Source organism: Streptomyces sp. 891-h (assembly GCF_022760275.1).
Classification (GTDB): domain Bacteria; phylum Actinomycetota; class Actinomycetes; order Streptomycetales; family Streptomycetaceae; genus Streptomyces; species Streptomyces spirodelae.
The window spans coordinates 5,039,900-5,066,392 of sequence record NZ_CP050693.1 but is presented as its reverse complement, the minus strand read 5'-3'; the positions used below and the strand labels follow the sequence as shown (position 1 = coordinate 5,066,392).

Genomic DNA, 26,493 nt, shown 5'->3' with positions numbered 1-26,493 from the left:
CCCCTCGTGATCGTCTTCTCACCGTTCCGGGGGCGGAAGACGACGGGGCCCCTTGTGTGGACGTGACACACAAGGGGCCCGTGCTCGGGGAACCGCGGCGGGGTCAGTCGAAGACGGGACCCACGTCGCGGGTGCGCTTGATCTCGAAGAAGCCGGGGGTCGAGGCCACCATCAAGGTGCCGTCCCACAGCTTGGCGGCGGCCTCCCCCTTGGGCGCCGGGGTCACCACCGGGCCGAAGAAGGCGATCCGCGAGCCGTCCGCGCCCGGTACGGCGATGACCGGGGTTCCGACCTCCTGCCCCACCAGGCCGATCCCCTCCTCGTGGGAGGCCCGCAGCGCGGCGTCGTAACGGTCGGAATCGGCGGCGTCCGCCAGCGAGGCGGGCAGCCCGGCCTCCTCCAGCGCCTCCAGGATCACCTCACGGTCCAGCTCCCGCCCGCCCGGGTGGACGCGGGTGCCCAGGGCCGTGTAGAGCGGGCCGAGCACCTCGCTGCCGTGCTCCTGCTCGGCAGCGATGCAGACCCGGACCGGGCCCCAGCCGCGCTCCAGCATCTCGCGGTACTGCTCGGGCAGCTCGTCCACCCGCTTCTCGTTGAGCACGGACAGGCTCATCACATGCCAGCGGACCTCCACCGGCCGGACCTTCTCCACCTCCAGCATCCAGCGGGAGGTCATCCACGCCCAAGGACACAGCGGGTCGAACCAGAAATCTGCGGGCGTCTTGTCCGTCATGTCTTCTCCTCGGCAGAGTGCTCGTGATCGGTACTGCTTGATCAATGCGGGGACAGCGATGGTGTGCAAGCGTGCGCGCACCGCGGCGCGAACCGCAGTGCGACTGTGATCTCGAACACCGACAACGTACGGGGCGGTCGACGGCATTCCCGGGTGTGCCCGCCGCAGGGCGCATGCGATCCTGAGCAGGTTGTCGACCAGGCGATCCGACCTGCGGCCGAGCGGCCGCGGCCGAACGGAGAGGGAGCGGCGTGCCCGGAGAGAACCTGACCCGCACCGAGGCCCGCGAGCGGGCAGCGCTGCTGACCGTGAACGGGTACGACGTGGCGCTGGACCTGCGCTCCGCCGTCGAACCTCCGCCCACCACCGGACCACGCACCTTCCGCTCCACGACGACGATCACCTTCGAGAGCGCCGAGGAGGGCGCCACCACCTTCGTCGACCTGGTGGCCCCGCACGTGCACTCCGTCACCCTCAACGGCGAGTCGCTGCCGGTGGACGAGGTCTTCGACGGCACCCGCGTCACCCTGCCAGGACTGCGGGCCTCCAACGAGGTGACGATCGACGCGCAGTGCGCCTACAGCCGCACCGGCGAGGGCCTGCACCACTTCCTCGACCCCGAGGACGGCGAGGTCTACCTCTACACGCAGTACGAGCCGGCCGACGCGCGCCGCGTCTTCGCCAACTTCGAACAGCCCGACCTCAAGGCGCCCTTCGACTTCACCGTCACCGCGCCCGCGAGCTGGACGGTGCTGAGCAACGGCGCCCAGCGGGGCGAGCCGCGCCCGGTCGACGACGGGAGGTGGGCACTGTGGCGCTTCGAGCGCACCCAGCCGATCTCGACGTACATCACCGCCGTGGTCGCAGGCCCGTACCACTACGTCACCGACACCTACCGGCGCACCCTCGAGGACGGAAGCGAGCTGGAGATCCCGCTGGGTGCGCTGTGCCGCAAGGGGCTGGCGCGCCACTTCGACCCCGAGGACATCTTCACCGTCACCAAGCAGGGCCTGGACTTCTTCCACGACCACTTCGACTACCCGTACCCGTTCGGGAAGTACGACCAGGCGTTCGTGCCCGAGTACAACATCGGTGCCATGGAGAACCCCGGCTGTGTGACCTTCCGCGAGGAGTTCGTCTTCCGCGGCAAGGTCACCGACGCCTCCTACGAGGGCCGCGCCAACGTCATCCTGCACGAGATGGCCCATATGTGGTTCGGCGACCTGGTCACCATGGAGTGGTGGGACGACCTGTGGCTCAAGGAGTCCTTCGCCGACTTCATGGGCGCCTTCGCGCTGGTGGGCTCCACCCGCTTCCGCGACGGCTGGATCACCTTCGCCAACCGCCGCAAGTCCTGGGCCTACCGCGCCGACCAGCTGCCCTCCACGCACCCGATCACCGCCGACATCCGGGATCTGGAGGACGCCAAGCTCAACTTCGACGGCATCACCTACGCCAAGGGCGCCTCGGTCCTCAAACAGCTCGTCGCCTACGTCGGCGAGGACGCCTTCCTGGAGGGTGCCCGCCGCTATTTCAAGCGCCACCAGTGGGGCAACACCCGGCTGGAGGACCTGCTGTCCGCGCTGGAGGAGACCTCGGGGCGCGACATGGCCGAGTGGTCCAAGGCCTGGCTCCAGACCGCCGGGGTCAACACCCTCACCCCGCAACTCACCTACGACGCGGACGGCCGCGTCACCGAGCTCGCCGTCCTCCAGGAGGCCGGGTCCGAGGCGCACCCCACCCTGCGCCCGCACCGCGTCGCCGTCGGCCTCTACCGCCGCGACGCCGCCCACGGCACCCTGGAGCGCTACGCGCGCGCCGAGGCCGATGTCGCGGGAACGCGTACGCCGGTCCCCGAACTGGCCGGAGCCGAGCGGCCCGACCTGGTGCTGGTCAACGACGCGGACCTGACGTACTGCAAGATCCGGTTCGACGAGGTCTCGCTGGCGACCCTGCGCGACCACCTGGGCGAGCTCACCGACCCGCTGGCGCGCGCGTTGTGCTGGTCGGCCGTGTGGAACCTGACCCGCGACGGGCTGATGCCGGCGCGGGACTTCATCTCCCTGGTGCTGCGGTTCGCCGGGCGGGAGACCGAGATCGGCGTGCTGCAGATGCTGCACGGTCAGGCCAGGCTCGCCCTCCACCAGTACACGGCACGTGACTGGCGCGCGGAGGGCGCCCGGCTGCTGTCCGAGGGAGCCGTCACCCAGCTGCGGCAGGCCGAGCCGGGCAGCGGCCACCAGCTGGCCTGGGCCCGCTTCCTGGCCTCCGTCGCCTCCGGCGAACAGGAACTGCGCCTCCTGCAGGGGCTGCTGGCCGGTACGGCCCGGATCGACGGCCTGGAGGTGGACCAGGAGCTGCGCTGGACGTTCCTGGAGCCGCTCGCCGCCGAGGGCCTCGCCGACGAGGCCGCCGTCGAGGCGGAACTGGCGCGGGACGACACCGCCTCCGGCAAGCGGCACCAGGTACGGTGCCTGGCCGCACGGCCCTCCGCCGCGGTCAAGGCCCAGGCGTGGGCCTCCGTCGTGGAGTCCGACGCGCTGTCCAACGCGCTGGTGGAAGCGACGATCTCCGGCTTCGACCAGCCGGGACAGGCCGAGCTGACCGCACCGTACGCGCCCCGGTACTTCGAGGTGCTGGAGTCCGTGTGGGCCTCGCGCTCGATCGAGATCGCCATGGCCATCGTGCGCGGCCTCTTCCCCGCGACACAGGGCGACCAGGCCACGCTGGACGCCGCCGACGCGTGGCTTGCGGGGCATCCGGACGCCGCACCCGCGCTGCGGCGCCTGGTCGCGGAGTCCCGCGACGACCTGGCCCGCGCGCTGCGGGCCCAGCGCACGGACGCGCCGGGGGTCTAGGGGCGGTCCGGCGGCGTCCGGGTGGGCGCCCCGAAGGCTGGGGAACTGCGCTCCCCCAGCCTTCGGCGGGCGCCCCGGGAGGTGCCCCCGAGCCACAACCCACCCGCACCCTGCGGCGGACCGCAAGGGGGCCGGGCCGGTGACGCTGCGGGCCGTCAGGCCACCGCGGGCGGCGGCCCTCAGGCCATCGCGGGGAGCGCTGGGCTGTGCCGGGCGGCCAGCCAGCGGGCGTAGGCGGGGCTGCCCCAGGCCACCTCCTCGTACGAGGCCCGCAGGTCGTCGAAGACGGCGTCCCCCTCCGCGCCCCGCCCCCAGCCGGTGCGGAATCCCACCAGCAGCCGGACACCGAGCGGGTCCCCGGCCAGCGGGACGATGGACATGCCGGGGCGCGGCCGGGACGTCGGCTGACAGGGGGTCACCACCTCCCCCGCGGCGACCAGATCGCTCGCCGACAGATAGTCGCCGTAGACCACCCGCGGATCGACCCGCGCGGCGGCGAACACCTGCCGCAGCCCGTCCCAGTCGCCGTCGACGGACGGGTCGACCATCCACTTCTCGTCCGCGAGCTCCGCGACGGCCACGGCCCGCCCGGCCCGCGCTGCTGGGTGGGTGGCGGGCACGGCGACGAACTGGGGCTCGCGCTGTACCAGGACGCGCAGTTCGATCCCGTCGGGCACCAGCAGCGGCGCGCCCTCGACCTCGTGCACGAACGCGGCGTCCAGCTGGTTGTCAGCGACCATCCGCAGCAGGGTGTTGGCGGAGACGTCGGTCTGGAAGGTGATGTCGAACTCCGGCAGCCGGCTGTGCAGTCGGCGCAGCCAGCCGGGAACGGCCCGGCTGCCGGTGCTGCCGAGCCGCAGCCGCGCTCCGGGTCCCGCCTGGCCGAGCCCGGCGGCGTCCTTGGCCTCCCGGATCAGCTCGGACATCTGCGCGACGATGGGCCTGGCGCGGGTGAGGACGGTACGGCCGAGCGGGGTGGGCCTGCTTCCGGTGCGCTCCCGGTTGAAGAGCCGGCCCCCGACGGCCTGTTCGATGCGCCTGAGCTGCGTCGTCAACGAGGGCTGCGTCATGCCGAGCTGACGGGCCGCCTTGTGCACGCTGCCCGTGTCGGCTATCGCACACAGCGCACGAAGGTGCCTCACTTCGAGCTCCACAGGCGGAGCATAACGGCGGTGTCGCACGTCCCACCAGACAGCGGCGGGCTGGTGAACGCGTCGCGAACCCCTGTGCGGCGGCGGGGGATTCACCGGTCCTATCGGCAGTTGGCATCATTCCGGTACGCCGTGCGCTCGAACAGACTCTCCCGCAGCAGAAATCCGTCCCAAGGGACCGGCGGCGCCCCCCACACGCCAACATCCCAGAGCGGCGCCGGTTCCCTCGGAATTCGAGGAGAGACCCCCCATGAGATACCGCAGATCGGCTCTTTCGGCGGCGCTCGGCCTGGGCGTGACCGTCGCTCTCGGAGTGGGCGCCGCACCGGCCACGGCCGCTGCCCCCGCCTCCCCGGCCGCGCACTCCAGCACCTCCTCCCACAGCACCACCGCCGGTTCCTCCAGCACACAGGGCTTCACCGGCGAGAAGCAGCGCGACAACGAGAAGTTCTTCAAGTTCATCGTCAAGGAAGCGCTCAAGAAACAGGCCGCCAAGCCCGGCATCCAGCAGGTCACCATCAACTACGACGCCAGCCGTGCCCCCTCGTTCCGCAACCAGATAGCCAACAGCACCGCTGTGTGGAACTCGGCCGTCTCCAATGTGAAGCTGGCCGAGGGCGGCAACGCCACCTTCGACTACCGCGAGGGGAACGACCCGCGCGGCAGCTACGCGTACACCGACGGGCACGGCAGCGGCTACATCTTCCTGGACTACGCGCAGAACCAGCAGTACGACTCCAACCGCGTGGTCGCGCACGAGACCGGCCATGTGCTCGGGCTGCCGGACCACTACGAGGGACCGTGCAGCGAACTGATGTCCGGCGGCGGCCCCGGCCCGTCCTGCACCAACGACCAGCCCGACGCCAACGAGCGGGCCCGGGTCGAGCAGCTGTGGGCGAACGGTGTGGCCGACGTCGTCTTCGAGAAGGCCGCCTTCAAGTGAGCAGCCTGAGCGGCACCGCCGTGTGAACCGCCCCCCGCAGGGTCGGCCCCCGGTCAGCACCGGACCGGGGGCCGACGCGTGGCGCGAGGGCGGGCGCCCACGCGTCCCCGCGTGAGGAGGTCAGCCCGCGGCGCCCGCCGCCTCGTCGGCGGCCTGGGCGCGCAGCGCCCGCTCGACACCCGCCCTGGACTCGGTCACCAGGCGGCGCAGCGCCGCGCCGGGCTCGGCCGAGGCCAGCCAGGCGTCGGTGGCGTCGAGGGTCTGCTGCGAGACCTGGAGCGCCGGATACAGGCCGATGGCGACCTGCTGCGCCATCTCGTGGCTGCGCTGCTCCCACATGCCCTTGACGGCGGCGAAGTAGCGCTCGGTGTAGGGCGCCAGCAGGGTGCGCTGGTCGGTCTGGACGAAGCCGGAGATGACGGCCTCCTGGACCGCGTTGGGCAGCGTGTCGCTCTCCACGACGGCCCGCCACGCCTCCGCCTTGGCCTCCGGGGTGGGGCGCGCCGCGCGGGCCGCCGCTGCGTGCCGTTCGCCCGCCGAGGTGGAGTCCCGCTCCAGCTCGGCGCCGATCTCCGCGTCGCCGGCCCGGCCCGTGGCCGCGAGCCGCTCCAGGAACGCCCAGCGCAGCTCCGTGTCCACGGTCAGGCCCTCGATGGCCGTGCTGCCCTCCAGCAGCCCGGCGAGTAGGTCGAGCTGCCCGTCGGTGCGGGCGGCGGCGGCGAAGGCGCGCGCCCAGGCGAGCTGGTGGTCGCTGCCGGGAGCCGCGGCACGCAGCTGCTCCAGGGCTGCCTCGGCCCAGCGGGTGAGCCCGGTCTCGCGCCAGGCCGGTGCCGCGTACAGGTCCAGGGCGAGCTTGACCTGGCGCTGCAGGGACTGGACGACGCCGATGTCGGACTCCTTGCCGATCCCGGAGAGGACCAGGTCGAGGTAGGAGCGCGCGGGCAGCTCGGCGTCCCGGGTCATGTCCCAGGCCGACGCCCAGCACAGGGCGCGGGGCAGCGGGTCGGCGAAGTCGCCCAGGTGCCGGGTGACGTTCGCCAGCGACTCGGGGTCGAGCCGGACCTTGGCGTAGGTGAAGTCGCCGTCGTTGAGCAGCAGCACATCGGGGCGCTTGCGCTCGCGGGGCAGCGGCACCTGGGTCAGCTCGCCGTCGACATCGAGCTCGACGCTGTCGGTGCGCACCAGCTTGCCGTCCACCAGGTCGTAGAACCCGACGCCGAGCCGGTGCGGGCGGAGCGTCGGCTCTCCGGTGGCTCCCGCCGGCAGCGCGGGGGCCTCCTGGCGGATGGCCAGCGCGGTGAGGGTGCCGTCCTGGGCGCAGGTCACCTCGGGGCGCAGGACGTTGATGCCCGCGGTCTCCAGCCACGCCCTGGACCACGCCTTCAGGTCGCGGCCCGAGGTCTCCTCCAGCGCTCCGAGGAGGTCGCTCAGCCGGGTGTTGCCCCACTCGTGGCGCTTGAAGTAGGCGCGCACCCCCTGGAAGAACTCGTCCATGCCGACGTAGGCGACCAGCTGCTTGAGGACGGAGGCACCCTTGGCGTAGGTGATGCCGTCGAAGTTGACCAGGACGTCGTCCAGGTCCCGGATCGGGGCCATGATCGGGTGGGTGGAGGGGAGCTGGTCCTGGCGGTAGGCCCAGGTCTTCATCTGGTTGGCGAAGCTGGTCCAGGCGTGCGGCCAGCGGCTGCCCGGGGCGTGCGCCTGGCAGGCGACGGAGGTGTAGGTGGCGAACGACTCGTTCAGCCACAGGTCGTTCCACCACTCCATGGTGACCAGGTCGCCGAACCACATGTGGGCCAGCTCGTGCAGGATGGTCTCGGCGCGGCCCTCGTAGGCGGCGTCGGTGACCTTGGAGCGGAAGACGTACTGGTCACGGATGGTGACCGCGCCGGCGTTCTCCATGGCGCCCGCGTTGAACTCGGGCACGAAGAGCTGGTCGTACTTCTCGAACGGGTAGGGGTAGTCGAACTTCTCCTGGAACCAGTCGAAGCCCTGCCGGGTGACCTCGAAGATCGCGTCGGCGTCCAGGTACGCGGCCAGCGAGGGGCGGCAGTAGATGCCCAGCGGCACGCTGCGTCCCTCGCCCTCCCAGCTGCTGTGCACCGAGTGGTACGGGCCGGCGATGAGCGCGGTGATGTAGCTGGAGATCCGCGGGGTGGGGGCGAACCGCCAGACGTTGTCCTGCGGCTGCGGGGTGGGCGAGTTGGAGATCACCGTCCAGCCCTCGGGGGCGCGCACGGTGAACTGGAAGGTGGCCTTGAGGTCGGGCTGCTCGAAGGTGGTGAAGACGCGGCGCGCGTCCGGCACCTCGAACTGGGTGTAGAGATACGCCTGGTCATCGACCGGGTCGACGAAGCGGTGCAGGCCCTCGCCCGTGTTGGTGTAGGCGCAGTCGGCGACCACACGCAGCTCCTGCGGGCCGGGCCGCAGCCCGCGCAGGGCGATCCGGGAGTCGGCGAAGACCTCCGCCGGGTCGAGCGACTCACCGTTGAGGGTTACCTCGTGCACCGTGGGCGCGACCAGATCGGCGAAGGTGTCGCCCGCCCCGGACGCCTGGAAGCGGACCGTCGTCACGGAGCGGAAGATGCCCCCGCCACCGTCCTGCGCACCGCTGATGTCCAGCTCGATCTCGTACGAGTCCACGGTGAGCAGCCGGGCCCGCTCCTGGGCCTCTTCGCGCGTCAGATTCGTGCCAGGCACTTGGTTGATCTCCCCACTCTCGCGGATCTCGTCGCTGTCGTGCTGAAGCCATACTTGCACGCGGTTGTGACACCTGGTGGCGGGCGTTCCCGCGCAGTTCAGACAGAGGTCATCCAAGGCGCCAAGAACGGAGGAGAGGGGCATACCCCGCCCCTGCGAAACCTCCGTACCGGGAGACCGAATGCCCCGTCGCAGCCGCTCTCTGCCTGCCGACTCCACTTCCCCGTCCCCTTCCACTCCCGCGTCCCCCACCGACTCCCCGGCCTGCTCCCCGGGCTCCCCGCCCCCGTCGTCGGCCTCGTCCCCTTCCTCTCCCCCGGCCCGCGGTCCGTTCCCGTCCCTGGCCGCCTCCGTCGCCTCGGCCGCCGCCCGGCTCCGCCCGCCCGCCGCCGGCTCGGTGCGCCGGTCCGTGTCCGGCCCGGGGCGCCGCGGTGTGCTGGCGCTCGCCGGTTCCGCCGGGGCCGCGGCTGCGCTCGGGCTGGTGACCGCACCGGCACCCGCGCGTCCCCCCGCTTCCGCGCCCTTGGCCCGCGCTTCCGTACGCCCCCGTCAGGCCGCGCACGCTCCTGCCCCCGTCAGCGCGCCGCACAAGGGCGCGACCACCCTCACCGAGGTCGCGGTGCCCTCCGGGGACGGGCCGTTCAAGCGGCTGGTGACCGGTCCCGGCTGGCGCCGTGTGGTGCGCACCGAGCTGGCGGAGGCCGGGCACGGGCGCGCGGCGAAGGCAGTACCGCTGGCGGCTCTCGTCCAGTTCACCGATCTTCATCTGGTGGATGTGCAGCACCCGCTGCGCTACGAGTACCTGCGCGCACAGACGGCGAGTGCATGGCGCCCGCAGGAGGCGCTGTCGGTCGCCGGTGCCGTCTCGCTGGTGGAACGGGTCAACGCGCTGACCGGCGGACCCGCCACCGGCTCCCCGCTCTCCTGCGTGGTGACCACGGGTGACAACACCGACAACAACTCGCACGCCGAACTGGACTGGTTCGTCGAGGTGATGAGCGGCGGCCGGATCACTCCCGACACCGGGGAGCCCAGACTGTACGAGGGTGTACAGGACTCCGGGCTGCCGGACTACTGGCAGCCGGACTCGGACCTGCGCGACCGCGACAAGACCGCGGCAGGTTTCCCGCGGATGGACGGCTTCCTGCGAGCAGCTGTGCAGCGGGTGACCAGCCCGGGGCTGAACGTGCCCTGGTATGCGACGGTCGGCAACCACGACGCGCTGCCGGGCGGCTGTTTCGCCGCCGCCGACACCCGGGGCTTCTTCGCGGACTTCGCCACCGGTGACCGCAAGCTGATGGACCTGCCCAAGGAGCAGGCCGCACAGCTGTGGCGGGCCGTGGACAAGGGCCTCGACCCGAAGGGCGAGCTGTTCAAGGAGATGCTGCGCTCCGAGCGCCACCGGATGCGCGTGGTCACCCCCGACCCCCGGCGCGCTCCGGTCACCCCGCGCGACTACGTACGCGCGCTGTCCCGGCCGCACGCGAAGGGGCACGGACCGGCCGGGCACGGGTACACCGAGGCGAACGCCGAGGACGGCACGCTGTACTACACCTTCCGGATATCCACCCAGGTGATGGGCTACAGCCTGGACACCACCCGGCGTGACGGGCACTACAAGGGCCATCTGGGCGCCGCGCAGCTGCGCTGGCTGAAGCGCAAGCTGGCCGAGCACGACGACATGTACGCGATCGTCTTCAGCCACCACACCAGTACGACCACTCCTGAGGGCGGTCAGGAGCTGCTGGAGCTGCTGCGGGAGACCCCGCACGCCGTGGCGTGGGTCAACGGGCACAGCCACCGCAACCGGATCACTCCGCACGAGACGTTCTGGGAGATCAGTACGGCCTCCCACATCGACTTCCCGCAGCTGGCGCGCACCGTGGAACTGGTGGACAACAAGGACGGCACGCTCTCCCTGTTCACCACCCTGATCGAGTCGGCGGCACCGCACCGTACGGATTTCACCGACCTGTCGCAGACCGGGCTGGCGTCCCTCTACCGGGAGCTCGCCTTCAACGCACCCGGGACGCGGCGGGGGCTGGAGGGTGCCGAGGGCGACCGCAACACCGAGCTCCTACTCCGCAAGCCGTGACGGGCCGCCGTCCCGGTCCTCGCCGTCCCGGTCCTCGGCGGTCAGCGCGGCCAGGCAGGCGCGCACCGAGGGGCTGTCACCGCCCGTCCGCCAGGCGGCCCGCACCTCACGGGTCAGCGGCGGGCGCACGGAGAGGAACCGCACGCCGGGCGGACAGGGGGTCTGCGCCATCTCGGGGACCAGCGCGGCGGTCAGCCCACGCGCGACGAAGGCGAGCTGGGTGGCGTACTCGGTGAGGGTGTAGCGGACCTGCGGCTCGACCCCGCGCGCCCGCAGGGCCTGCACCAGCGCCTCGTACGGCTCGGTGCCCACCGGGCAGCTCGACCAGACGGCGTCCGCGAGTTCGGCCAGGTCCAGTGTGTCCCGGCCGGCCAGCGGGTGCCGGTCCTGAAGCGCCACTTGGACCTCCTCCAGGGCGAGGGTCCGGACCCGGACGCCCTCTGGCAGCGGCATGGGGCGGCTGTGCCAGCTCTCGACCAGCAGCAGGTCCAGTTCGCCGGTCAGCAGCAGCGGCACCATGTCGGCCGCCTCGCCGTCCACCACGGTGGGCCGCAGCCGGGGGTGCGCCTCGGTGAGGGTGGCGAGCACCCCGGGCAGCAGGCTGCGGAGGGAGCTGCCCACACCGCCGAGCCGCAGCGGGCCGAGGATCTCGTCGCCGAGGCGGGCCAGGTCGGACTCGGCGGCAGTCAGTTGGGCGACGACACGGGCCGCGTGCTCGGCCAGCACCCGGCCCGCGTGCGTGAGGCGGACGCCGCGCCCCTGGGGCTCCAGCAGTTTGTGGCCCGCCTCGCGCTCCAGCTTGGCCAGCTGCTGGGAGACACCGGAGGGCGTGATGTGCAGGGTGGCCGCCGCCCGGGCCAGGGAGCCGTGCACGGCGACGGCGTCGAGGGCGCGGAGCCTGTCGGAGCTGAACACCCAAGCAATGCTAATGAGTATCCCGTACGAATCCTCGCTTTTACTTGAGAGTCACGGCAGGCAGAGTGACTGTCATGACCACCACCGGGGAGGGAACGCAGCGGACCGGTTCGGCGCGGCTGGCCGAACGCAGCCCCGTCGCGCTGGCGGTGACGGCGTCGGCGTGCATCTCGGCGTCCGCGATGTTCGTGAAGCTCTCCGGGGTCAACGCGGGCACCGCAGCTTTCCTGCGCTGCGCGCTGGCGCTGGTGGCGCTGGTACCGCTCGCACTGGCCGAACGCCGTCGGCTGGGGCCGCGCCCGGCCCGCGCCCGGCTGTTCGATCTGACCGCGGGCGCGCTGCTGGGTGTGGACTTCGTCTGCTGGGCGCAGAGCATCCACGATGTGGGCTCGTCCATCGCCACGGTGCTGCTCAACATCCAGATCGCGGTCTTCCCGCTGCTCGCGCTGGTGGTCACCCGCACCCGCCCCGGCGCACGCTACTGGCGCACCCTGCCCTTGCTGCTGGCCGGTGTCGCACTGGCCAGCGGTGCGATCGGCCATCCGGAACCCGGCAGCAGCCCGGTCTCCGGAGTGCTCTACGGAACCGCGGCGGGCGTGGCCTTCGCGGGCTACTTGTTCCTGACCCGGCTGGGCGGCGGCGCGCACACCGTCCACCCGGTGTGCCTCTCGACGCTGGCCGCCGGGATCACCTCCGGTGCACTGGGAGCGCTGTGGACGGGCGTCGACCCGGCGCCCGGCTGGGGACCGCTCGGCTGGCTGGCGGTGATGGCGCTGTTCGGGCAGGTGCTGGCGCTCGTCCTGATGGGGCCCGCGCTGGCGCGGCTGGCGCCGGTGACGAGCGCCGCGCTGCTGCTCCTCCAGCCGGTGCTGGCCCTCCTGTTGGGTGTCGTCTTCCTCGGTGAACGACCCACACCGACCCAGTTCGCCGGGTGCGTCCTTGTCGTCCTCGCCGTCTGGCACACCAGCCGGGACGCTCACTAGAGTCACCGCCCATGCACCTGCCGCGCGCCCTCCTCAGCGGGCTGATCACCCTGGTGACCGTGACCGGGCTGGCGGTGAGCTCCTCCTCGGCCGCCGACCGGGGCCATGCTCGCACCCGCGAGGCGATGGAGGCGCTGGTCGAACAGGACGGCGCCCCCGGCGTGCTGGCGCAGGTCGAGGACGGCGCCGGAGTGTGGGTCGGCAGCACAGGCACCGGCGACTACAGAAGAGAGCGTCCCCGGCTGGCGCATGACCGCTTCCGGATCGGCAGTGTGACCAAGCCGTTCCTGGCGACAGTGCTGCTGCAACTGGAGTCGGAGGGCAGACTGCGGCTGGACGACCCGGTGGCCCGCTGGCTGCCCGGCCTGCGGCTGGGCGCCTACGGCGGAACCACCGGCGGGCGGGCGCACGGGGTGACGCTGCGCCAACTGCTGGGCCACACCAGCGGAATTCCGGACTACACCACCGATCCCGCGCTGCGGGCCGACTACTTCAGCCCTCGCTTCCTGACGCACCGCTGGACCACCCACACTCCCGAACGGCTGGCGGCGCGCAGCCTGTCCAGGCCGCCGCTGTTCCCGCCGGGAACGGACTGGAGCTACTCCAACACCAACTATCTGCTGGTCGGCATGGTCATCGAAAGTGTCACCGGGCACTCCTACGCGACAGAGGTCGAGAACCGGGTCCTGCGCCCGCTGAAACTGCGCGACACCTCGCTGCCGGGCACCTCCTCGCGTATCCCCGGGCAGCACGGCAGGGAATACTCCACGCTGTTCGCCCCGGGGGCAGATCCGCCGGTACGGGACGTCACCTCGCTCAACCCCTCGCTGGCCGGCGCGTCCGGCGAGATGATCTCCTCGGACCGCGATCTGGTGCGCTTCGTCCGCGCCCTGGTGACCGGAGAGTTGCTGCCGCCCCGGCAGCTCGCCGAGATGCGGACGACGCGCAGGGCCGACGCCACCGACCGCTACGGACTGGGCCTGGCGGAGCGCACCCTGCCCTGCGGCGTCACGGTCTGGGGCCACGACGGAACCATCCACGGCTCCACCACGGCCGTCTTCACCACACCGGACGGCACGCACACCGCCGCCTTCAACGTCAACGGCGACTGGTCGGGCGACACCCTCGGCCTGGTCGAGGCGGAATTCTGCGACTGATCTGCGATTGATCTGCGACCGAACGGTCAGCGCGGCAGGACGGTCACGTACTCGGCGGGCTCCATTTCGCAGGCGGCCATCAGCGCCGTCCGGACCACGGCTGCCTGCTGGGCGAGGGACTCGTGCAACTTCTCGGCGGTGACGTGGACGACGGTGATGCCGAGCTGTTCCAGGGCCTCCCGCTTGCGGGTGTAGGCGTCCCAGGCCGCCTCCGCGCCGGTCCTGGGCGTTCCCGCGTCGATCTCCACCGCCACGGCCTGGTCCGGCCAGTAGGCGTCGACGGCGCCCAGGTGCGGGCCGCCGGGGACGCGCAGTTCGACGTTCCAGCAGGGGTCGGGCAGACCGTGGCCGAAGACCATCTCGTACAGCAGGCCCTCGGTCAGCGCGCGCCCCTCCGCCAGCAGGCTCTCCACCGCGTCCGCGACGTGCGGCAGCGCCAGCAGCCGGGCTCTGGTCAGCTCGCGCACCACGGGCTGCGGCTCGCAGTGGCCGCCGCGTACCGCCTCGACCAGCAGCCGCCGTACGTGCTCCCCGTCCGGGAGCTGGGCGACCGCGTCGGCGAGCGCTCGCGGCACGGGCGCCACGGGCAGCCCGGTGATCTCCTCGGGTTCGGGCAGAACGCGGGTCCGCACCAGATGTGCCGAGGTGTAGGCACAGGCGGCCGGAAGCGGCGCGTCGGCCCCGGGCCCGGTGGGTTCGCCGAGGTCGGGTACGAGGACGTCGATCCGCTCCAGGTCCAGCAGGGACGGAGCGGCGGAGAAGCAGTTCAGGGCAAGCGCTGCCATGCCTGTGATCATCGCGCAGCGGTCCACGCCCGGCAGAGCGCCCGGGGGCGCTGCCGCGTCGCTCTGTGCGTACAGCAGCGCGGCGCGCAGCCTCTCCTCGCTGGTGGGCAGACCGGTACGGGGCGGCAGTGGTACTTCGTGCGTCATGCTGTGGGCGATTCCCCGCTGCCCGCCGGGTGCCAACGTGTGTGACAGAGCTGTCGCAGAACGCGGACAACCCTGTACTAAAGCACGGGAGTTCGAGTGCCGATAACCGGCCGGCGACCGGGGCCCCGCGCGGCTACCGCTCGGACGGTCCGTGCGCCGCGCTCTCCTGCGGCGTCAGCTCTTCTTCCTGCTCTTGTCGCCCACCATCACCAGACCGGCGATCAGCAGGAAGAGCACGACGGGCGCCGCGACGTAGAGCCCCAGCGTCTCGGCGACGCTCAGGCCGGAGCCCGGCTGGTCGCCGTCGTCACGGGTGAGCGCGAAGGCGGGGGACGACAGCAGCATCAGCAGCGTCGCACCAGCGGTGACAGTGCCTGCGCGCAGGGCGTTCTTGTTGACCTTGTTGCTCACACTGCAAACATATCGGACGCCTGAACGGCCCGCGCGCCCGGGTGCGCTTATCGGGTTGTCACTCCTGCTCTCCGTGGTCGCTGCCGTCGCTGCCCCGCGCGCGGGCTCGGGCGCTCAGCCCACGGCGCGGCGCACCTCGGCGAACAGGGCATGGGCGCGCGGCGAGGCTGCGAGCTCTTCCAGGGTGAGGGGCCGACCGTCGGCGTCGGCAAGGGGCAGCCGCCAGTTGGGGTACTCGTCGGTGGTGCCCGGCACGTTCTGCGCGCGCCGGTCCCCCACGGCGTCCGGCAGCCAGACGCCGACCATCCGCGCCGGTGTCCGGGCCAGGAAGCGGTACACCGCCTTGAGCACGCCCTCCTCGTCACCCCAGCCCTCCGGCAGCAGCCGCAGCCGCTCGAACAGGGCCAGCCACTCGGTGAGTTCGGCCCGCTCGGCGGCGTGCTCGGCCTCGGCGCCGCCGGGGAGCATGCCGAGCCGCTCCCGCAGTTCGACGTGTGCCCCGGTGAAGCGCGCCGCGGTGCTGGGCAGGTCGTGCGTGGTGGCGGTCGCCAGACAGTCGGCCCGCCACCGCTGTGGCGGCAGTGGCGCGGCCCGCCCGGACGGCAGGCGCCCGCCGGACCCCGGGGCTCCCTCGTCGCCGTGCGCGGCGCCGCTCCCGCGGGATGCGGAGCCGCCGCCGTAGTCACGCTCGAACCACAGCACCGAGGTGCCCAGCACCCGCCGGGCCGCCAGTTCCTCGCGGACACCCGGCTCCACCGTGCCCAGGTCCTCCCCGATGACGGCGGCGCCCGCGCGGTGCGCCTCCAGCGCGAGGACTCCGTGCATGGCCTCGGTGTCGTACCGCACATAGGTGCCCTCGGTGGGCGGGCGGCCCTCGGGGACCCACCACAGCCGGGAGTGGCCCATGACGTGGTCCAGCCGGAGGGCGCCCGCGTGCCGGAAGAGCCCGGCGAGCACGTCGCGGTAGGGCTCGTAGCCCTGCTCGGCCAGTGCGTCGGGGCGCCAGGGCGGCAGCCCCCAGTCCTGGCCGCGCGCGTTGAACTCGTCGGGCGGGGCGCCGACCGTGATGCCCTGGGCGAGGATGTCCTGGTGCGCCCAGGCGTCGGCGCCGCTGGGGTGTACGCCGACGGCCAGGTCGTGCACCAGCCCGATCGCCATGCCGCTCGCGCGTGCGGTGTGCTGGGCCGCGGCCAGCTGGCAGTCGGTGAGCCACGCGGCCCAGCAGTGGAAGTCGATCCGGTCCATGTGCGCGTCCCGGGCGCGTGCCGTACGGGCCGAGCGGGGGTCGTCCAGACCGGCCGGCCAGGAGCGCCAGTCGGGTCCGTGCACCTCGGCCAGCGCGCACCAGGTGGCGTGGTCCTCCAGCGCCTGTCCGCGCTCGGCGAGGAAGTCGCAGTAGGCGGCCCGCCGCCCTGGGCTCATCGGAACCGTACGGACCAGCTCCAGCGCGGCGCGCTTCAGCTCCCAGGTGGCGTCCCGGTCGATGTTCGCGCCCCCGTGCAGCACGCTCCCGCGCAGTGCCGCGGCGCGCGCCAGCAGGGCGTCGGCCGCACGGCGCTCGGCGCTGCCGAGGTAGGCGTACTCGGGGATCTCCTCGATACGCAGGTGCACCGGGTCGGGGAAGCGGCGCGAGGAGGGGCGGTAGGGCGAGGGGTCGGTGCGGCCGCCCGGCGCCGCGGGTACGGCGCTGTGCAGCGGGTTGAGCTGGACGAAATCGGCACCCAGGCAGCGTCCCGCCCAGCCGGCGAGCTCGCTCAGGTCGGCGAGGTCGCCCATGCCCCAGGAGCGGGAGGACAACAGCGAGTAGAGCTGCACGAGCAGGCCGTGACCGCGGGTGGCTCCGGGCCGGGTGCGGGGCGCGGGGAAGATCTCGGGCGCGACGATCAGGGTGCTGTGCGCCGAGCGCTCGTCGGGCGCGTGGGCCAGCAGCGTGTGCACGCCGGGCGGCAGCTCGGTCCCGGGGCCCCAGTCGAGGGCCTCACCGCTCTCCGTGGCGACCCGCAGCACGGTGCCGTCCGGGAGTACGGGGCAGCCCGGCAGGCCGGGCGAACCGGATAAGCCGGGGGAGCCGGATAAGTCGGCGCTGGTGGCCGAGCCGGAGTGCGCACCGGAGCGCAGCACGACGGTGGGAGGCAGCAGTCTGCGGCTGTCCCACTCGTGCTGCTCCAGCGCGGCACGGACGGCGCGCGGCGTCGAGGCGTCGACGCCCAGGGCCGCGAGCACGGCGACGACCGTCTCCTCGGGCACCCGGACCTGGCGGCCAGGTGCGGGCTCGTAGCGGAGCGAGACCCCGTGGGCGGCGGCGAGCCGCGCCAGGGAGCTTCCCTCCGACGAGGCCGGGCTCGAGGTGCCACCGGTCGGAGGCTGGATGGGGGTACCCCCGGACGGAGTCTGGGGGAGGGCCATCAGATGTCCGCCGGCTCCGTGCCGTAACCGACCCCGGTGGGTTCGCTGGTCAGCGGCGCCTCGGCGAGCGGGGGCTCACTGGTCAGCGGGGTGGCGTCGGCGAGCGGGGGCTCGCTGGTGAGCGGCGCGTCGGCACAGCCGCAGGTGCACGAGCCGTCAAGTCCGGAGTCGGGGTCGGACACACCGGACAGGTCTACCGGCTCGTGCCCTCGTTTGGAGAGTGCGCGCTGTTGCGGGAGCGGAGTGAGAGCGGAGATGAGGAGTTCAGCGGACGCGGCCACGGTGGGCCTCCGTTCGTTGACGAAAGGGCGGACAGCCTTCGCCCTACCCAGTCGACGGACATGCAGACGTGTGCGGGGACGGAACGTGTCTCAGCTCACGTCGCTTCCCGCGGCGAATCGGCGACAACGCACGCCAGGGAAAGAAGAATCAACGGACAAAACGGTCAACGATCGTGAGTATTTGCGGCCCCTACCGGAGGGGCGGGTGACTGCCGTCAAAGCCCGGGACGTCCGCGCCGCAGAACCATAGAATCCGCAGGCGCCCGTGTTTCGCGGCACAGCTGTGGCCTTTCCTCGGTGCGAACGGTGCGGCCCGGCACCCCGTCGTGCGGGCGCGGTTCACAGCGGCACGTACGGTACGCAGCACGGCGTCACACCGTGTACACCGATGTACGCGGAAGAGGTACGCGAAGAACGACGGCACGCGGTGTACGCGGAACGTGGGCCCGCGGCAGCGCCGCAGGGGAGCTGGACGGAGGGATTCCGGTCGGACATCGGGAGGTAGCGGTGGGGACAGCGCGCGGTGCGAAGGGCCCGGCGGCCGCGGCCGGCACGGGCGCCACTGCGGCCGGCCGCCCGGGCGCGCCGGGCGGCTGGAGCCGGATGAGCGCCGCCGCGCTCACCGCCGCGGTCGTCTCCGGCCTGCTCGGCGGGGTGCCCGCCCAGGCCGCCACCCCGGCCGCGCCCGACGGCCCGGCCGCGGGCAACCCGGACGACGAGAGCTCGCGCGAGGGACTGCCGCCGGTCTGGCCGCGCCCCCAGTCCATGCGCGCCCAGGGCGACTTCGTCCCGGCGGGCACGGAGGCCACCCTGGTCGCGGACGAGGACGCGGACGAGGACGCACTGCGAGTCGTCCGCGAGACGCTGCACGGGGCAGGTGTGCGCACGGTCCACCGGATACACCCGGGCCGGGACGGACGCCCGGCCGGGACGGTGCCCCCGGGCACTCTCGTCGTACGGGCCGGCTCCGAGGCGGCCGGGCCCGCGCTGCGTGAACTGCGCGCCCCCGCGCGCGACGATCTGCCGGCCGGCGGCTACCGCCTCGCCACCGGGCAGGTGGCCGGGCACGCCACCGTGGCGCTCGAAGGGACGGACGGGGACGGGCTGTTCAACGCCGCGCAGACGCTGCGACAGCTCGCCACCGAGCGCAACGGCCGGCACGGCTTCCCCGGCGTCGCCGTGCGCGACTGGCCGGCCGCCGCCGTACGCGGCACCACAGAGGGCTTCTACGGCCAGCCCTGGACACACCAGGAGCGGCTGTCCCAACTCGACTTCCTGGGCCGTACGAAGCAGAACCGCTATCTGTACGCACCGGGCGACGACCCGTACCGCCAGGCGCCCCGCTGGCGCGACCCGTATCCCGCGGCACAGCGCGCCGACTTCCGCGAACTGGCCGAGCGCGCCAGGCGCAACCACGTCACGCTCGGCTGGGCGGTCTCGCCGGGGCAGGGGCTGTGCTTCTCCTCGCAGGACGACCGCAAGGCGCTGCTGCGCAAGCTCGACGCCATGCGCGCACTGGGTGTGCGCGCCTTCCAGCTGGGGTTCGAGGACGTCAGCTACAGCGAGTGGCACTGCGACAAGGACGCCGACACCTACGGCACGGGCCCCGAGGCCGCGGCACGCGCCCAGGCCGAGCTCGCCAACGCGGTGGCCGCCCACCTGGCCGAGCGCCATCCGGACGCGGCGCCGCTGTCGGTGGTGCCGACGGAGTTCTACCAGAAGGGCCGCACCTCCTACCGGGCAGCGCTCGCGCGGAAGCTGGACGACCGGATCGAGATCGGCTGGAGCGGGGTCGGCGTGGTCCCCCGGACCATCACCGGCGCCGAGCTCGCCCGCGCCCGCCGGGCCTTCCCCCGCCACCGCCTGATGACCATCGACAACTACCCGGTCAACGACTTCGCCTCCGACCGGATCTTCCTCGGCCCCTACCAGGGTCGCGAACCGGCCGTCGCCCACGGTTCGGCCGCGCTGCTGACCAACGCCATGAAGCAGCCGACGGCCTCCCGCATCCCGCTGTTCACGGCCGCCGACTACGCCTGGAACCCGCGCGGCTACCGGCCCAAGGAGTCCTGGCACGCCGCCATCGACGACCTGGCCGAAGGGCGCGGCAGCACCGAGGCCACCCGGGCGGCCGTGCACGCGCTGGCGGGCAACGACGCCTCCTCGGTGCTCGGCTACGACGAGTCGGCGTATGTGCGCCCGCTGCTGGACGCCTTCTGGAGGGCCTACGGGCAGGGCGACGGGCCCGAGCTCGACCAGGCCGCCGAAAAGCTGCGCAGCGCCTTCACAACGATGCGCACGGCGCCCTCCCGGGTACCGGGCGACCTCCGCGAGGAGGTGGAGCCGTGGCTGACCAAGCTCTCCCGACTCGGCGCCGCGGGTGAGCAGTCGGTCGACATGCTGGTCGCGCAGGCGCGCGGGGACGGTCCGGCCGCCTGGAAGGCGCAGCTGGAGGCACGGCGACTGCGCACCGAGAGCGCCAAGGGCAAGGTGACGGTCGGCAAGGGCGTACTGGACGAGTTCACGGACAAGGCGCTGGACCTGTCGGACGGCTGGACGGGCGCCCAGCCGCCCAAGCCCGACCCGACAACGGAAGACGGCGCGAAGGCCGAGCCGAAGAACGGCTCGAAGGCCAAGTCCCAGGACGGACACGGCCGCAAGCCGGATGTGGACGGCGGCCCGGCGGGCGCCCCGCACCACCCGGTCTCCGCCGCGGCGGACGGCGACCCGAGCACCTCCTACCGGGCGGCGGCGAGCCCGGTCGCCGGGACCTTCACCCCCCGGAACCCGCCCATGCTCGTCCCGCCGGCCACCGCCGGGAGCCACGGGAAGCACTCAGCCGAGGCGCTGACCGTGCGGCTGCCCGAGCCGCGCTCCCTGCGCGCCGTCACGGTGCTGACCGGACCGCACTCGGGCACCCGGGGAGCGGTGGAGATGCACCTGCCCGGCAAGGGCTGGCAGCGGCTGGGCGCGCTCTCGCGGACCGGCTGGACGCAGCTGACCACCGGTCGGCAGGGCGCGGCGGAGGCCGACGCGCTGCGGCTCGTGTGGAGCGACCAGACGAAGCCGCCGGTCGTCCACGAGATCACGCCTTGGTACGCCGACACCCCCGCGGCCTCGCTGTCGCTCCCCCGTACGACCGTGGACGCGGCGATCGGCGGGGACGCGACCCGGGTCACGGCGCGGCTGACCGGGAACCGGCCCACGGATGTGCGCGGAAAGGTCACGGCCAAGGCACCCGAAGGCTTCACCGTGCGGACACCGCTGCGCACCACCGTGCGGCGGGGCAGCACGGTGGACGTGCCGCTGCGGATCACCGCCGACAGCACGGTCAGGACGGGCAGTTACCGCATCCCCGTCTCGTTCGGCGGGGAACGCGTCACGCTCACCGTACGGGCCTACCCGCGCACCTCGGGCCCGGATCTGGCGCGGCACGCGCGGGTGACCTCCTCCGCTGACGAGACGAAGGATTTCCCCGCGGCCGCGGTGGCCGACGGCAAGCGCGGCACCCGGTGGTCCTCGCCCGCCGAGGACGGCGAGTGGGTGCAGCTGGAGCTGGCCGAACGGGCCCGCGTGGGGCAGGTCGTACTGCGCTGGCAGGACGCCTACGCCTCGCGCTACCGCATCCAGGTCTCCCCCGACGGCAAGCGCTGGCGCACCGCTGCCACGGTGCGGGACGGCGAGGGCGGCAGGGAATCGGTCCGGATGGACACTCCCAGGGACACCCGCTATGTGCGGGTGGTCGGCGACAAGCGCGCCACCCGCTTCGGGATCTCCCTGTGGTCGGTGGAGATCTACGGCGTGGACACCGCAGGCCAGGCCAAGCACGCCCGGCGCGATGGCGGCAGGGGCGCCGGCTCCCGCGCCGACTAGCCACCCGGAGCGGGCGCGGGGGCGCCGCGTGGCGCCCCCAGGGGTCGTCCGGTCGTCACAGGGCGCCGCACGCGCTTCGGGGCGACCGTGCGGGCATAACAAAGCCCGGGTCTCAGGCAGTGGATCTGCCGTCGATCCGGGCGAGGTCGTCGTCCGCGCCGTATGGCTGGAGGTAGGGCAGCCAGCGCGGGTCCCTATGCCCCGTTCCGATGATGCGCCAGGCGAGGCCGGAGGGCGGGGCTGGTTGGTGTCGCAACCGCCAGCCCAGCTCGGCGACATGGCGGTCGGCTTTCACATGGTTGCAGCGGCGGCAGGCGGCCACCACGTTCTCCCAGGCGTGCGCCCCTCCCCGGCTGCGCGGGATGACATGGTCGACGCTGGTTGCGACGCCACCGCAGTAGGCGCATCGGCCGCCGTCCCTGGCGAACAGGGCGCGGCGGGTGAGGGGGACACTGCCCCGAAAGGGCACCCTCACGAACCGCTTGAGGCGGACGACACTGGGGGCGGGTATGACACGGGTTGCGCTGTGCATCAGGGCGCCGGAGTCCTCCAGGCTGATCGCCTTCCCATTGAGGACCAGTACGAGCGCGCGGCGAAGCGGTACGACGCCGAGCGGCTCGTACGACGCGTTGAGGACCAGGACATGCGGCACGGTGCCTCCTTGTACGTCGGCGGCGCGTGGCTCGCGCCGTGACGATCTCCCCTCAGTGTGTCCCGTGCCCTGGTGACTTCGCCACCACGACCGGGCAACGAGCTGAGCGTGTTTTGGACCACACCTGCCACCTCCCCCGTGGAACAGTCCTCTCACTCGAACGCTCGGCCTCATACTGCTCTGGAGCACCAAATGTGAAGTCATTGCGCCGTTAGTGTGGTCCTGGCATTCAAACGGGTGCCTTGCGGATGTGTCTCGCACGGAAGGTCGACCTGTGTACTGGCTGCTCAGCGCATCCCCCTCACCCGACGGCCCCCAGCCGCCGAGGTCCCTGGAGGACGCCCAGGACAGCGCGGGAGAAGCTGCCGGATGGGTGCAGGAGAACTGGTCGGACTGGCTGGCCACGGGTGTACGCATCGTCTTCGTCTGCGTCGTCGCCGTGGTGCTGCGCTACCTCATCCGGCGCGCGATCACCCAGCTGATAACGCGGATGAACCGCAGGGCCGAGATCGCCGACAGCGGCAACGCGCTGCGCGGACTGCTGGTCAGCGGGGAGCGGCGCAGACAGCGCTCCGCGGCGATCGGCTCCATCCTGCGCAGCGTGGCCTCGTTCGTGATCATGGGCACCGCCGCGATGACGGTGCTCTCCGGGCTGGGCATCAATCTCGCCCCGCTGCTGGCCAGCGCCGGCGTCGCGGGCGTAGCACTCGGCTTCGGCGCGCGCGACCTGGTGAAGGACGTACTGGCGGGTATGTTCATGCTTCTGGAGGACCAGTACGGGGTCGGCGACCGGGTGGACGCCGGAGAGGTGTCGGGCGTCGTCCTGGAGATCGGCCTGCGGGTGACGCAGCTGCGCGGCGACGGCGGCGAGATCTGGTACCTGCGCAACGGCGAGATCAAGCGCATCGGGAACCTCAGCCAGGGCTGGTCGATGGCCTCCCTCGACGTGAGGGTGCGCACCGAGGAGGACCTGGAGGAGGTCCGGGCCGCCATCCTCGCCGTGGGCGAGGAGATGGGCAAGGAGAGCCCCTGGGACGAGGTCCTGTGGGAGCCCGTCCAGGTGCTCGGTCTGGACGAAGTGACGCTGGACTCCATGGCCCTGCGGGTGTCGGTCAAGACCATGCCCGAGAAGAACCTGCCCGTCGAGCGGGAGCTGCGCTGGCGCATCAAGAAGGCGCTGGACGAGCGCGGCATCCCGATCGTGGACGAACCGTCCCTCGCACTGCAGGCCGTGCGGCCCCAGGCGCCCTCGCTGGAGAAGTAGGCCGGGGCGGCGGGCCCTTGCGGCTCCGCCACGGCCACGCCCGTCCCGGTCACCGTCGCTGGGCCGCGTGGGCGTGCCTCACAGCACGCCCACGCGCCGCCCGGCCGGTGACTACCGGCGCACCAGCGTGATCGTCGTCCAGGCGCCCACGTGGACCCGGTCGCCCTCCTTGAGGGGGACGGGTACGAACGGCTGGATCGGGTCCTCGGCACCGTTGATGGTGGTGCCGTTGGTCGAGTCCTGGTCGACGACCGACCAGCTGCCGTCCGGCTGCTGCACCAGCACCGCGTGCTGGTGCGAGACGCCCGGGTCCTCCGGGGGGCGGCCCAGGTCGATGTCCGGGGCCTCACCGGTGGAAGCACGGCGGCGGCCGATGGTGATCTGCGGCCCGGTGAGCGGCAGCTGCTGTTCGGGGGAGTACGCGGGAAGGTTCAGCGCCGCCGCCTCGGGGCCGCTGCGCTGCATCATCGCCGCGAAGTACTCCCGGTCCGGCGCGATCATCGCCGTCCACGCCCCACCGCTCTGCGGTGCGCCGGGGTCCTGTCGGGCGTAGTCCTGTCCCTGGCCGTGGCCCTGCCCTTGCCCGGGCGGTGGGCCCGGCTGCCGGCCGTAGTCCGGCGGGGCCGGCTGCTGGCCGTAGTCCGGCGGGGCCGGCTGCTGCTGGCCGTAGTCCGGCGAAGCGGGGTGCTGTTGGCCGTAGTCGGGCGGAGCGGGCTGCTGCTGGCCGTAGTCCTGGCCCGGCTGGGACGGTCCCGGCTGGGGCTCGCCCGGCTGGTGGCCCGGCCCCGCGGGGGCGGGCTGGGACGGGACGCCAGGTGCCGGGGGCGCGCCCATACCGGGCGGCGGGGGCGGGCCGGGAGGCCCGTCCGGCGCCTGCGGTGGTGCGGGCGGACCCGCCATCTGCTGGTGCTCGGCAGGGCCCGGCGGGGAGAGCTCCCAGTCACCGCTGGCGGGCGGCGCCTGCGGCGCGGGCGGCCCGCCGTACGGCGCGGCATCGGGCCCGGCGGGGTAGGGCCGCTCCTGACCGGGGAACCCTCCGGGGGCGCCCGCGCCCTGGCCGTCGAACGGGCCGGGACCGCCGGGGCCCGCAGCGGGGCCGCCGGGACCGGCCGGACCGCCGGGCCCTGGAGGCGGGAAGCCCGGGGCGCCCGGCTGGGGCTGCTGGCCCGGGGGTACGTAGTTGGTCGGCGAGTGGGTCAGGAAGTTGTAGCGGCACTCCTCGCAGAAGGGCGCCTGGGACTCGCGGGGCGTCCGGCACTGGGGGCACAGCTCGGGCGGGCCCGCGTCGGGCCCCGGGTAGCCGTAACCGTGGCCCGGCCCCTGGCCGGGCTGCTGTCCCTGGCCCGGCTGCTGTCCGGGGCCGGGTGGCTGTCCGGGGCCGGGCTGCTGCGGGTGCTGTCCAGGTCCGGGGGGCTGGGGCGGCCCCGGCGGGCCCGGATAGCCGTAGCCGCCGGGTGCGGCCGGCTGAGGGGGCGGCGGTACGGCACCAGCGGGCGACGCCGGCGCGCCGGTCATGCGGTGACCGCAGACCTCGCACCAGTCGTCGGCCGCAGACTGGTGGCCGTTCGGGCAAGTCGGCATGGTGAGTGCCTCCCCCTCCGTGCTCCTGCTCTTCGGTACCTGGTGGTACGGATCGTGCCGGTTGTGCGGGCTGTGTGGGCTGTGAAGTTCGTTACGGGCCACCGCGACCGGTGCGGCTAGCGCTTCACCCGGACCGTCTTGGTGGACCGCGTCTCCAGCGTCATCTCATCGGCCTCGGCGACCTTCGCCTTCAGTCGAACAGTACCCGTCGCGGCATCCACCACGTCGACCACCTTCGAAAGCAGTTTCGCAGTATCCGCGTTCCCCGAGGCGTTCGCCAACTGTACGGCTCGCCCCAGTTTGGCCGTTGCGCCCGCTTCGTCCCCCGCCTTCCGGAGATCGAGGCCCGTCTGGATGGCCTGGGCCAGTTCGGCCTGCCCCGTGTAGTGCGCGACCTGCGGGTTGATGGAAGTCGTGGCGACCATGTCGTCCGTCCACACCGCCCGCACGAGCCCCTGTCCGAGGGTGTCCGGAGTGCCGCCGCCGGGCGCCGGGCGGATCAGCGAGACCCGCGCCGCGAGCATCTCCCGGCCGACCTCGGCGGCCGGCACCTCCACACAGACGTGGTAGTCGCGGGACTCGTCGCCCCATGACCCTGTCGGGTAGTCACCGGCGCGCGGCCCGGCCTCCGTACGGCGGTCCGTCAACTCCTCGACCGTGGGCGCCACCTGCTTGACGAACTTGATCCGGGAGCCCTGCGGGGTCCACAGCCGCAGCGCCACATCGGCGACCTCCTTGCCCATGGCGTTCTCCATCATCTGTGTGAAGTCCGCCGCCAGTCCGCCCGGATCGGCCACGATGTCGGCGCTGCCCAACAGCGCGGAGGCGATCGAGGTGACCTCCTTGACCTCCCAGTCGGTGCCCACTCCCCGTGCGTCACAGGTGAAGCGGCCGGCGCAGGCGTCCAGCGCGTCGCGCAACTGCTGGGGCTCCTCGTGCTCGTTGCGCCCGTCGGTGAGCAGAATCCCGTGCCGGATGGGGACGTCGGCCGAGCTCAGCAGCTGGTCGGCCAGGCGCAGCCAGGTGCCGATGGCGGTGCCGCCGCCGGCGGACAGTCCGCGCAGCGCGTCCTTGGCCTGGGCGCGTGTGGTGGGGTCGGCGACGGCCAGCGCACCGTTGCCGGGGAAGACTTCCCTGGCCTTGTGGGTGCCGGCCACGACGGCGAAGCAGACGCCGTCCCTGAGGGTGTCGACGGCCGCCGCTGTGGCGTCCCGGGCGTTGCGCATCTTGGTGGGCGGATAGTCCATCGAGCCGGAGCAGTCGACCATGATGACCACCGCGGCGTTCGGACCGTCCTGCGACCGGACCTGCGCCGGGTCCGTCACCGGCAGCGGCATGCCGCCTGTGGTGCCGCCGCCCGTGGCGGTGACGGTGACGATGGCGTTGACCTCTTGCGCGCCCTCGGGCAGGTACTCGTTCTGGTAGACGTCCACCGAGAAGCGCGGCGCATGGGACTTGGAGAAGTTGGCCATCTGTTCCGCTCCTGTTTGCTCTACAGCGACAAGTAGACAAAGGGGCGGGTGGAGGTGCGGTGGTTCTCGCGGCCCTTCCCCCCGGA

At 72.7% G+C, this 26,493-nt stretch carries 18 protein-coding genes; 7 read left to right on the top strand and 11 right to left on the bottom strand.

All coding sequences use genetic code 11. The features are described 5' to 3' along the window. Positions 1-103 precede the first annotated feature (103 nt). On the bottom strand, positions 104-733 hold the full coding sequence (locus HC362_RS22160) for a DsbA family protein (RefSeq protein ID WP_243085747.1): 630 nt from the start codon (positions 731-733) through the stop codon (positions 104-106). Positions 734-984: 251 nt separating this feature from the next. Here HC362_RS22160 and pepN (HC362_RS22155) point away from each other — a divergent pair, with 251 nt between their 5' ends. Further along, on the top strand, positions 985-3,591 hold the full coding sequence (pepN, locus tag HC362_RS22155; RefSeq protein WP_243085746.1) for an aminopeptidase N: 2,607 nt from the start codon (positions 985-987) through the stop codon (positions 3,589-3,591). Between the two features lie 179 nt (positions 3,592-3,770). On the opposite strand, the gene HC362_RS22150 is transcribed toward pepN (HC362_RS22155), so the two are convergent. Next, positions 3,771-4,733, bottom strand: coding sequence for a LysR family transcriptional regulator (locus HC362_RS22150; RefSeq protein WP_243085745.1), 963 nt, complete (start codon positions 4,731-4,733; stop codon positions 3,771-3,773). 259 nt (positions 4,734-4,992) lie between these two features. Here HC362_RS22150 and snpA point away from each other — a divergent pair, with 259 nt between their 5' ends. Further along, complete coding sequence (snpA, locus tag HC362_RS22145; protein ID WP_243085744.1) at positions 4,993-5,685, top strand: snapalysin; 693 nt, start codon at positions 4,993-4,995, stop codon at positions 5,683-5,685. Positions 5,686-5,805: 120 nt separating this feature from the next. On the opposite strand, the gene pepN (HC362_RS22140) is transcribed toward snpA, so the two are convergent. Beyond that, positions 5,806-8,385, bottom strand: coding sequence for an aminopeptidase N (pepN, locus tag HC362_RS22140; RefSeq protein ID WP_243088757.1), 2,580 nt, complete (start codon positions 8,383-8,385; stop codon positions 5,806-5,808). A 409-nt stretch (positions 8,386-8,794) separates the two neighbouring features. On the opposite strand from pepN (HC362_RS22140), the gene HC362_RS22135 reads away from it, so the two are divergent. Continuing rightward, positions 8,795-10,480 carry a TIGR03767 family metallophosphoesterase gene (locus tag HC362_RS22135; RefSeq protein WP_243085743.1) on the top strand — a complete coding sequence of 562 codons (1,686 nt, stop codon included), beginning with the start codon at positions 8,795-8,797 and terminating at the stop codon, positions 10,478-10,480. Here the strand turns inward: HC362_RS22135 and HC362_RS22130 are convergent. Next, a complete protein-coding gene (locus HC362_RS22130) occupies positions 10,463-11,395 on the bottom strand; it encodes a LysR family transcriptional regulator (RefSeq protein WP_243085742.1) in 933 nt (310 codons plus the stop codon). The two genes, HC362_RS22135 and HC362_RS22130, sit on opposite strands and share 18 nt — an antisense overlap. A gap of 74 nt (positions 11,396-11,469) precedes the next feature. Between HC362_RS22130 and HC362_RS22125 the strand changes: the two genes are divergently transcribed. Both HC362_RS22125 and HC362_RS22120 read left to right on the top strand, forming a co-directional pair. After that, on the top strand, positions 11,470-12,378 hold the full coding sequence (locus tag HC362_RS22125; RefSeq protein WP_243085741.1) for a DMT family transporter: 909 nt from the start codon (positions 11,470-11,472) through the stop codon (positions 12,376-12,378). 11 nt (positions 12,379-12,389) lie between these two features. Then, positions 12,390-13,535 (top strand): serine hydrolase domain-containing protein, encoded by a 1,146-nt coding sequence (locus HC362_RS22120; RefSeq protein ID WP_243085740.1) that lies wholly within the window; start codon positions 12,390-12,392, stop codon positions 13,533-13,535. Between the two features lie 26 nt (positions 13,536-13,561). Here the strand turns inward: HC362_RS22120 and HC362_RS22115 are convergent, their stop codons facing one another. The 4 genes from HC362_RS22115 to HC362_RS22100 all read right to left on the bottom strand — a co-directional run bounded on the left by HC362_RS22115 (position 13,562) and on the right by HC362_RS22100 (position 17,565). Beyond that, the gene (locus HC362_RS22115) at positions 13,562-14,467 is read right to left on the bottom strand and encodes a hypothetical protein (protein WP_243085739.1); all 906 of its coding nucleotides are present in this window, start codon (positions 14,465-14,467) and stop codon (positions 13,562-13,564) included. 174 nt (positions 14,468-14,641) lie between these two features. Then, positions 14,642-14,878, bottom strand: a complete 237-nt coding sequence (locus tag HC362_RS22110; protein WP_243085738.1) for a hypothetical protein — start codon at positions 14,876-14,878, stop codon at positions 14,642-14,644. A gap of 114 nt (positions 14,879-14,992) precedes the next feature. Continuing rightward, a complete protein-coding gene (gene malQ, locus HC362_RS22105; protein ID WP_243085737.1) occupies positions 14,993-17,284 on the bottom strand; it encodes a 4-alpha-glucanotransferase in 2,292 nt (763 codons plus the stop codon). Continuing rightward, complete coding sequence (locus HC362_RS22100) at positions 17,284-17,565, bottom strand: hypothetical protein (RefSeq protein WP_243085736.1); 282 nt, start codon at positions 17,563-17,565, stop codon at positions 17,284-17,286. The genes malQ and HC362_RS22100 overlap by 1 nt, the downstream gene beginning before the upstream one ends. A gap of 603 nt (positions 17,566-18,168) precedes the next feature. Here HC362_RS22100 and HC362_RS22095 point away from each other — a divergent pair. Then, on the top strand, positions 18,169-21,438 hold the full coding sequence (locus tag HC362_RS22095) for a beta-N-acetylglucosaminidase domain-containing protein (protein WP_243088756.1): 3,270 nt from the start codon (positions 18,169-18,171) through the stop codon (positions 21,436-21,438). A 112-nt stretch (positions 21,439-21,550) separates the two neighbouring features. Here HC362_RS22095 and HC362_RS22090 read toward each other — a convergent pair whose 3' ends face one another. After that, complete coding sequence (locus HC362_RS22090; protein WP_243085735.1) at positions 21,551-22,090, bottom strand: HNH endonuclease; 540 nt, start codon at positions 22,088-22,090, stop codon at positions 21,551-21,553. Between the two features lie 274 nt (positions 22,091-22,364). Here HC362_RS22090 and HC362_RS22085 point away from each other — a divergent pair, with 274 nt between their 5' ends. Further along, positions 22,365-23,354, top strand: coding sequence for a mechanosensitive ion channel family protein (locus tag HC362_RS22085; protein ID WP_243085734.1), 990 nt, complete (start codon positions 22,365-22,367; stop codon positions 23,352-23,354). Positions 23,355-23,465: 111 nt separating this feature from the next. Here HC362_RS22085 and HC362_RS22080 read toward each other — a convergent pair whose 3' ends face one another. Beyond that, complete coding sequence (locus HC362_RS22080) at positions 23,466-24,935, bottom strand: FHA domain-containing protein (RefSeq protein ID WP_243085733.1); 1,470 nt, start codon at positions 24,933-24,935, stop codon at positions 23,466-23,468. A 116-nt stretch (positions 24,936-25,051) separates the two neighbouring features. Beyond that, the gene (locus tag HC362_RS22075) at positions 25,052-26,407 is read right to left on the bottom strand and encodes a VWA domain-containing protein (protein ID WP_243085732.1); all 1,356 of its coding nucleotides are present in this window, start codon (positions 26,405-26,407) and stop codon (positions 25,052-25,054) included. Positions 26,408-26,493: the final 86 nt, after the last annotated feature.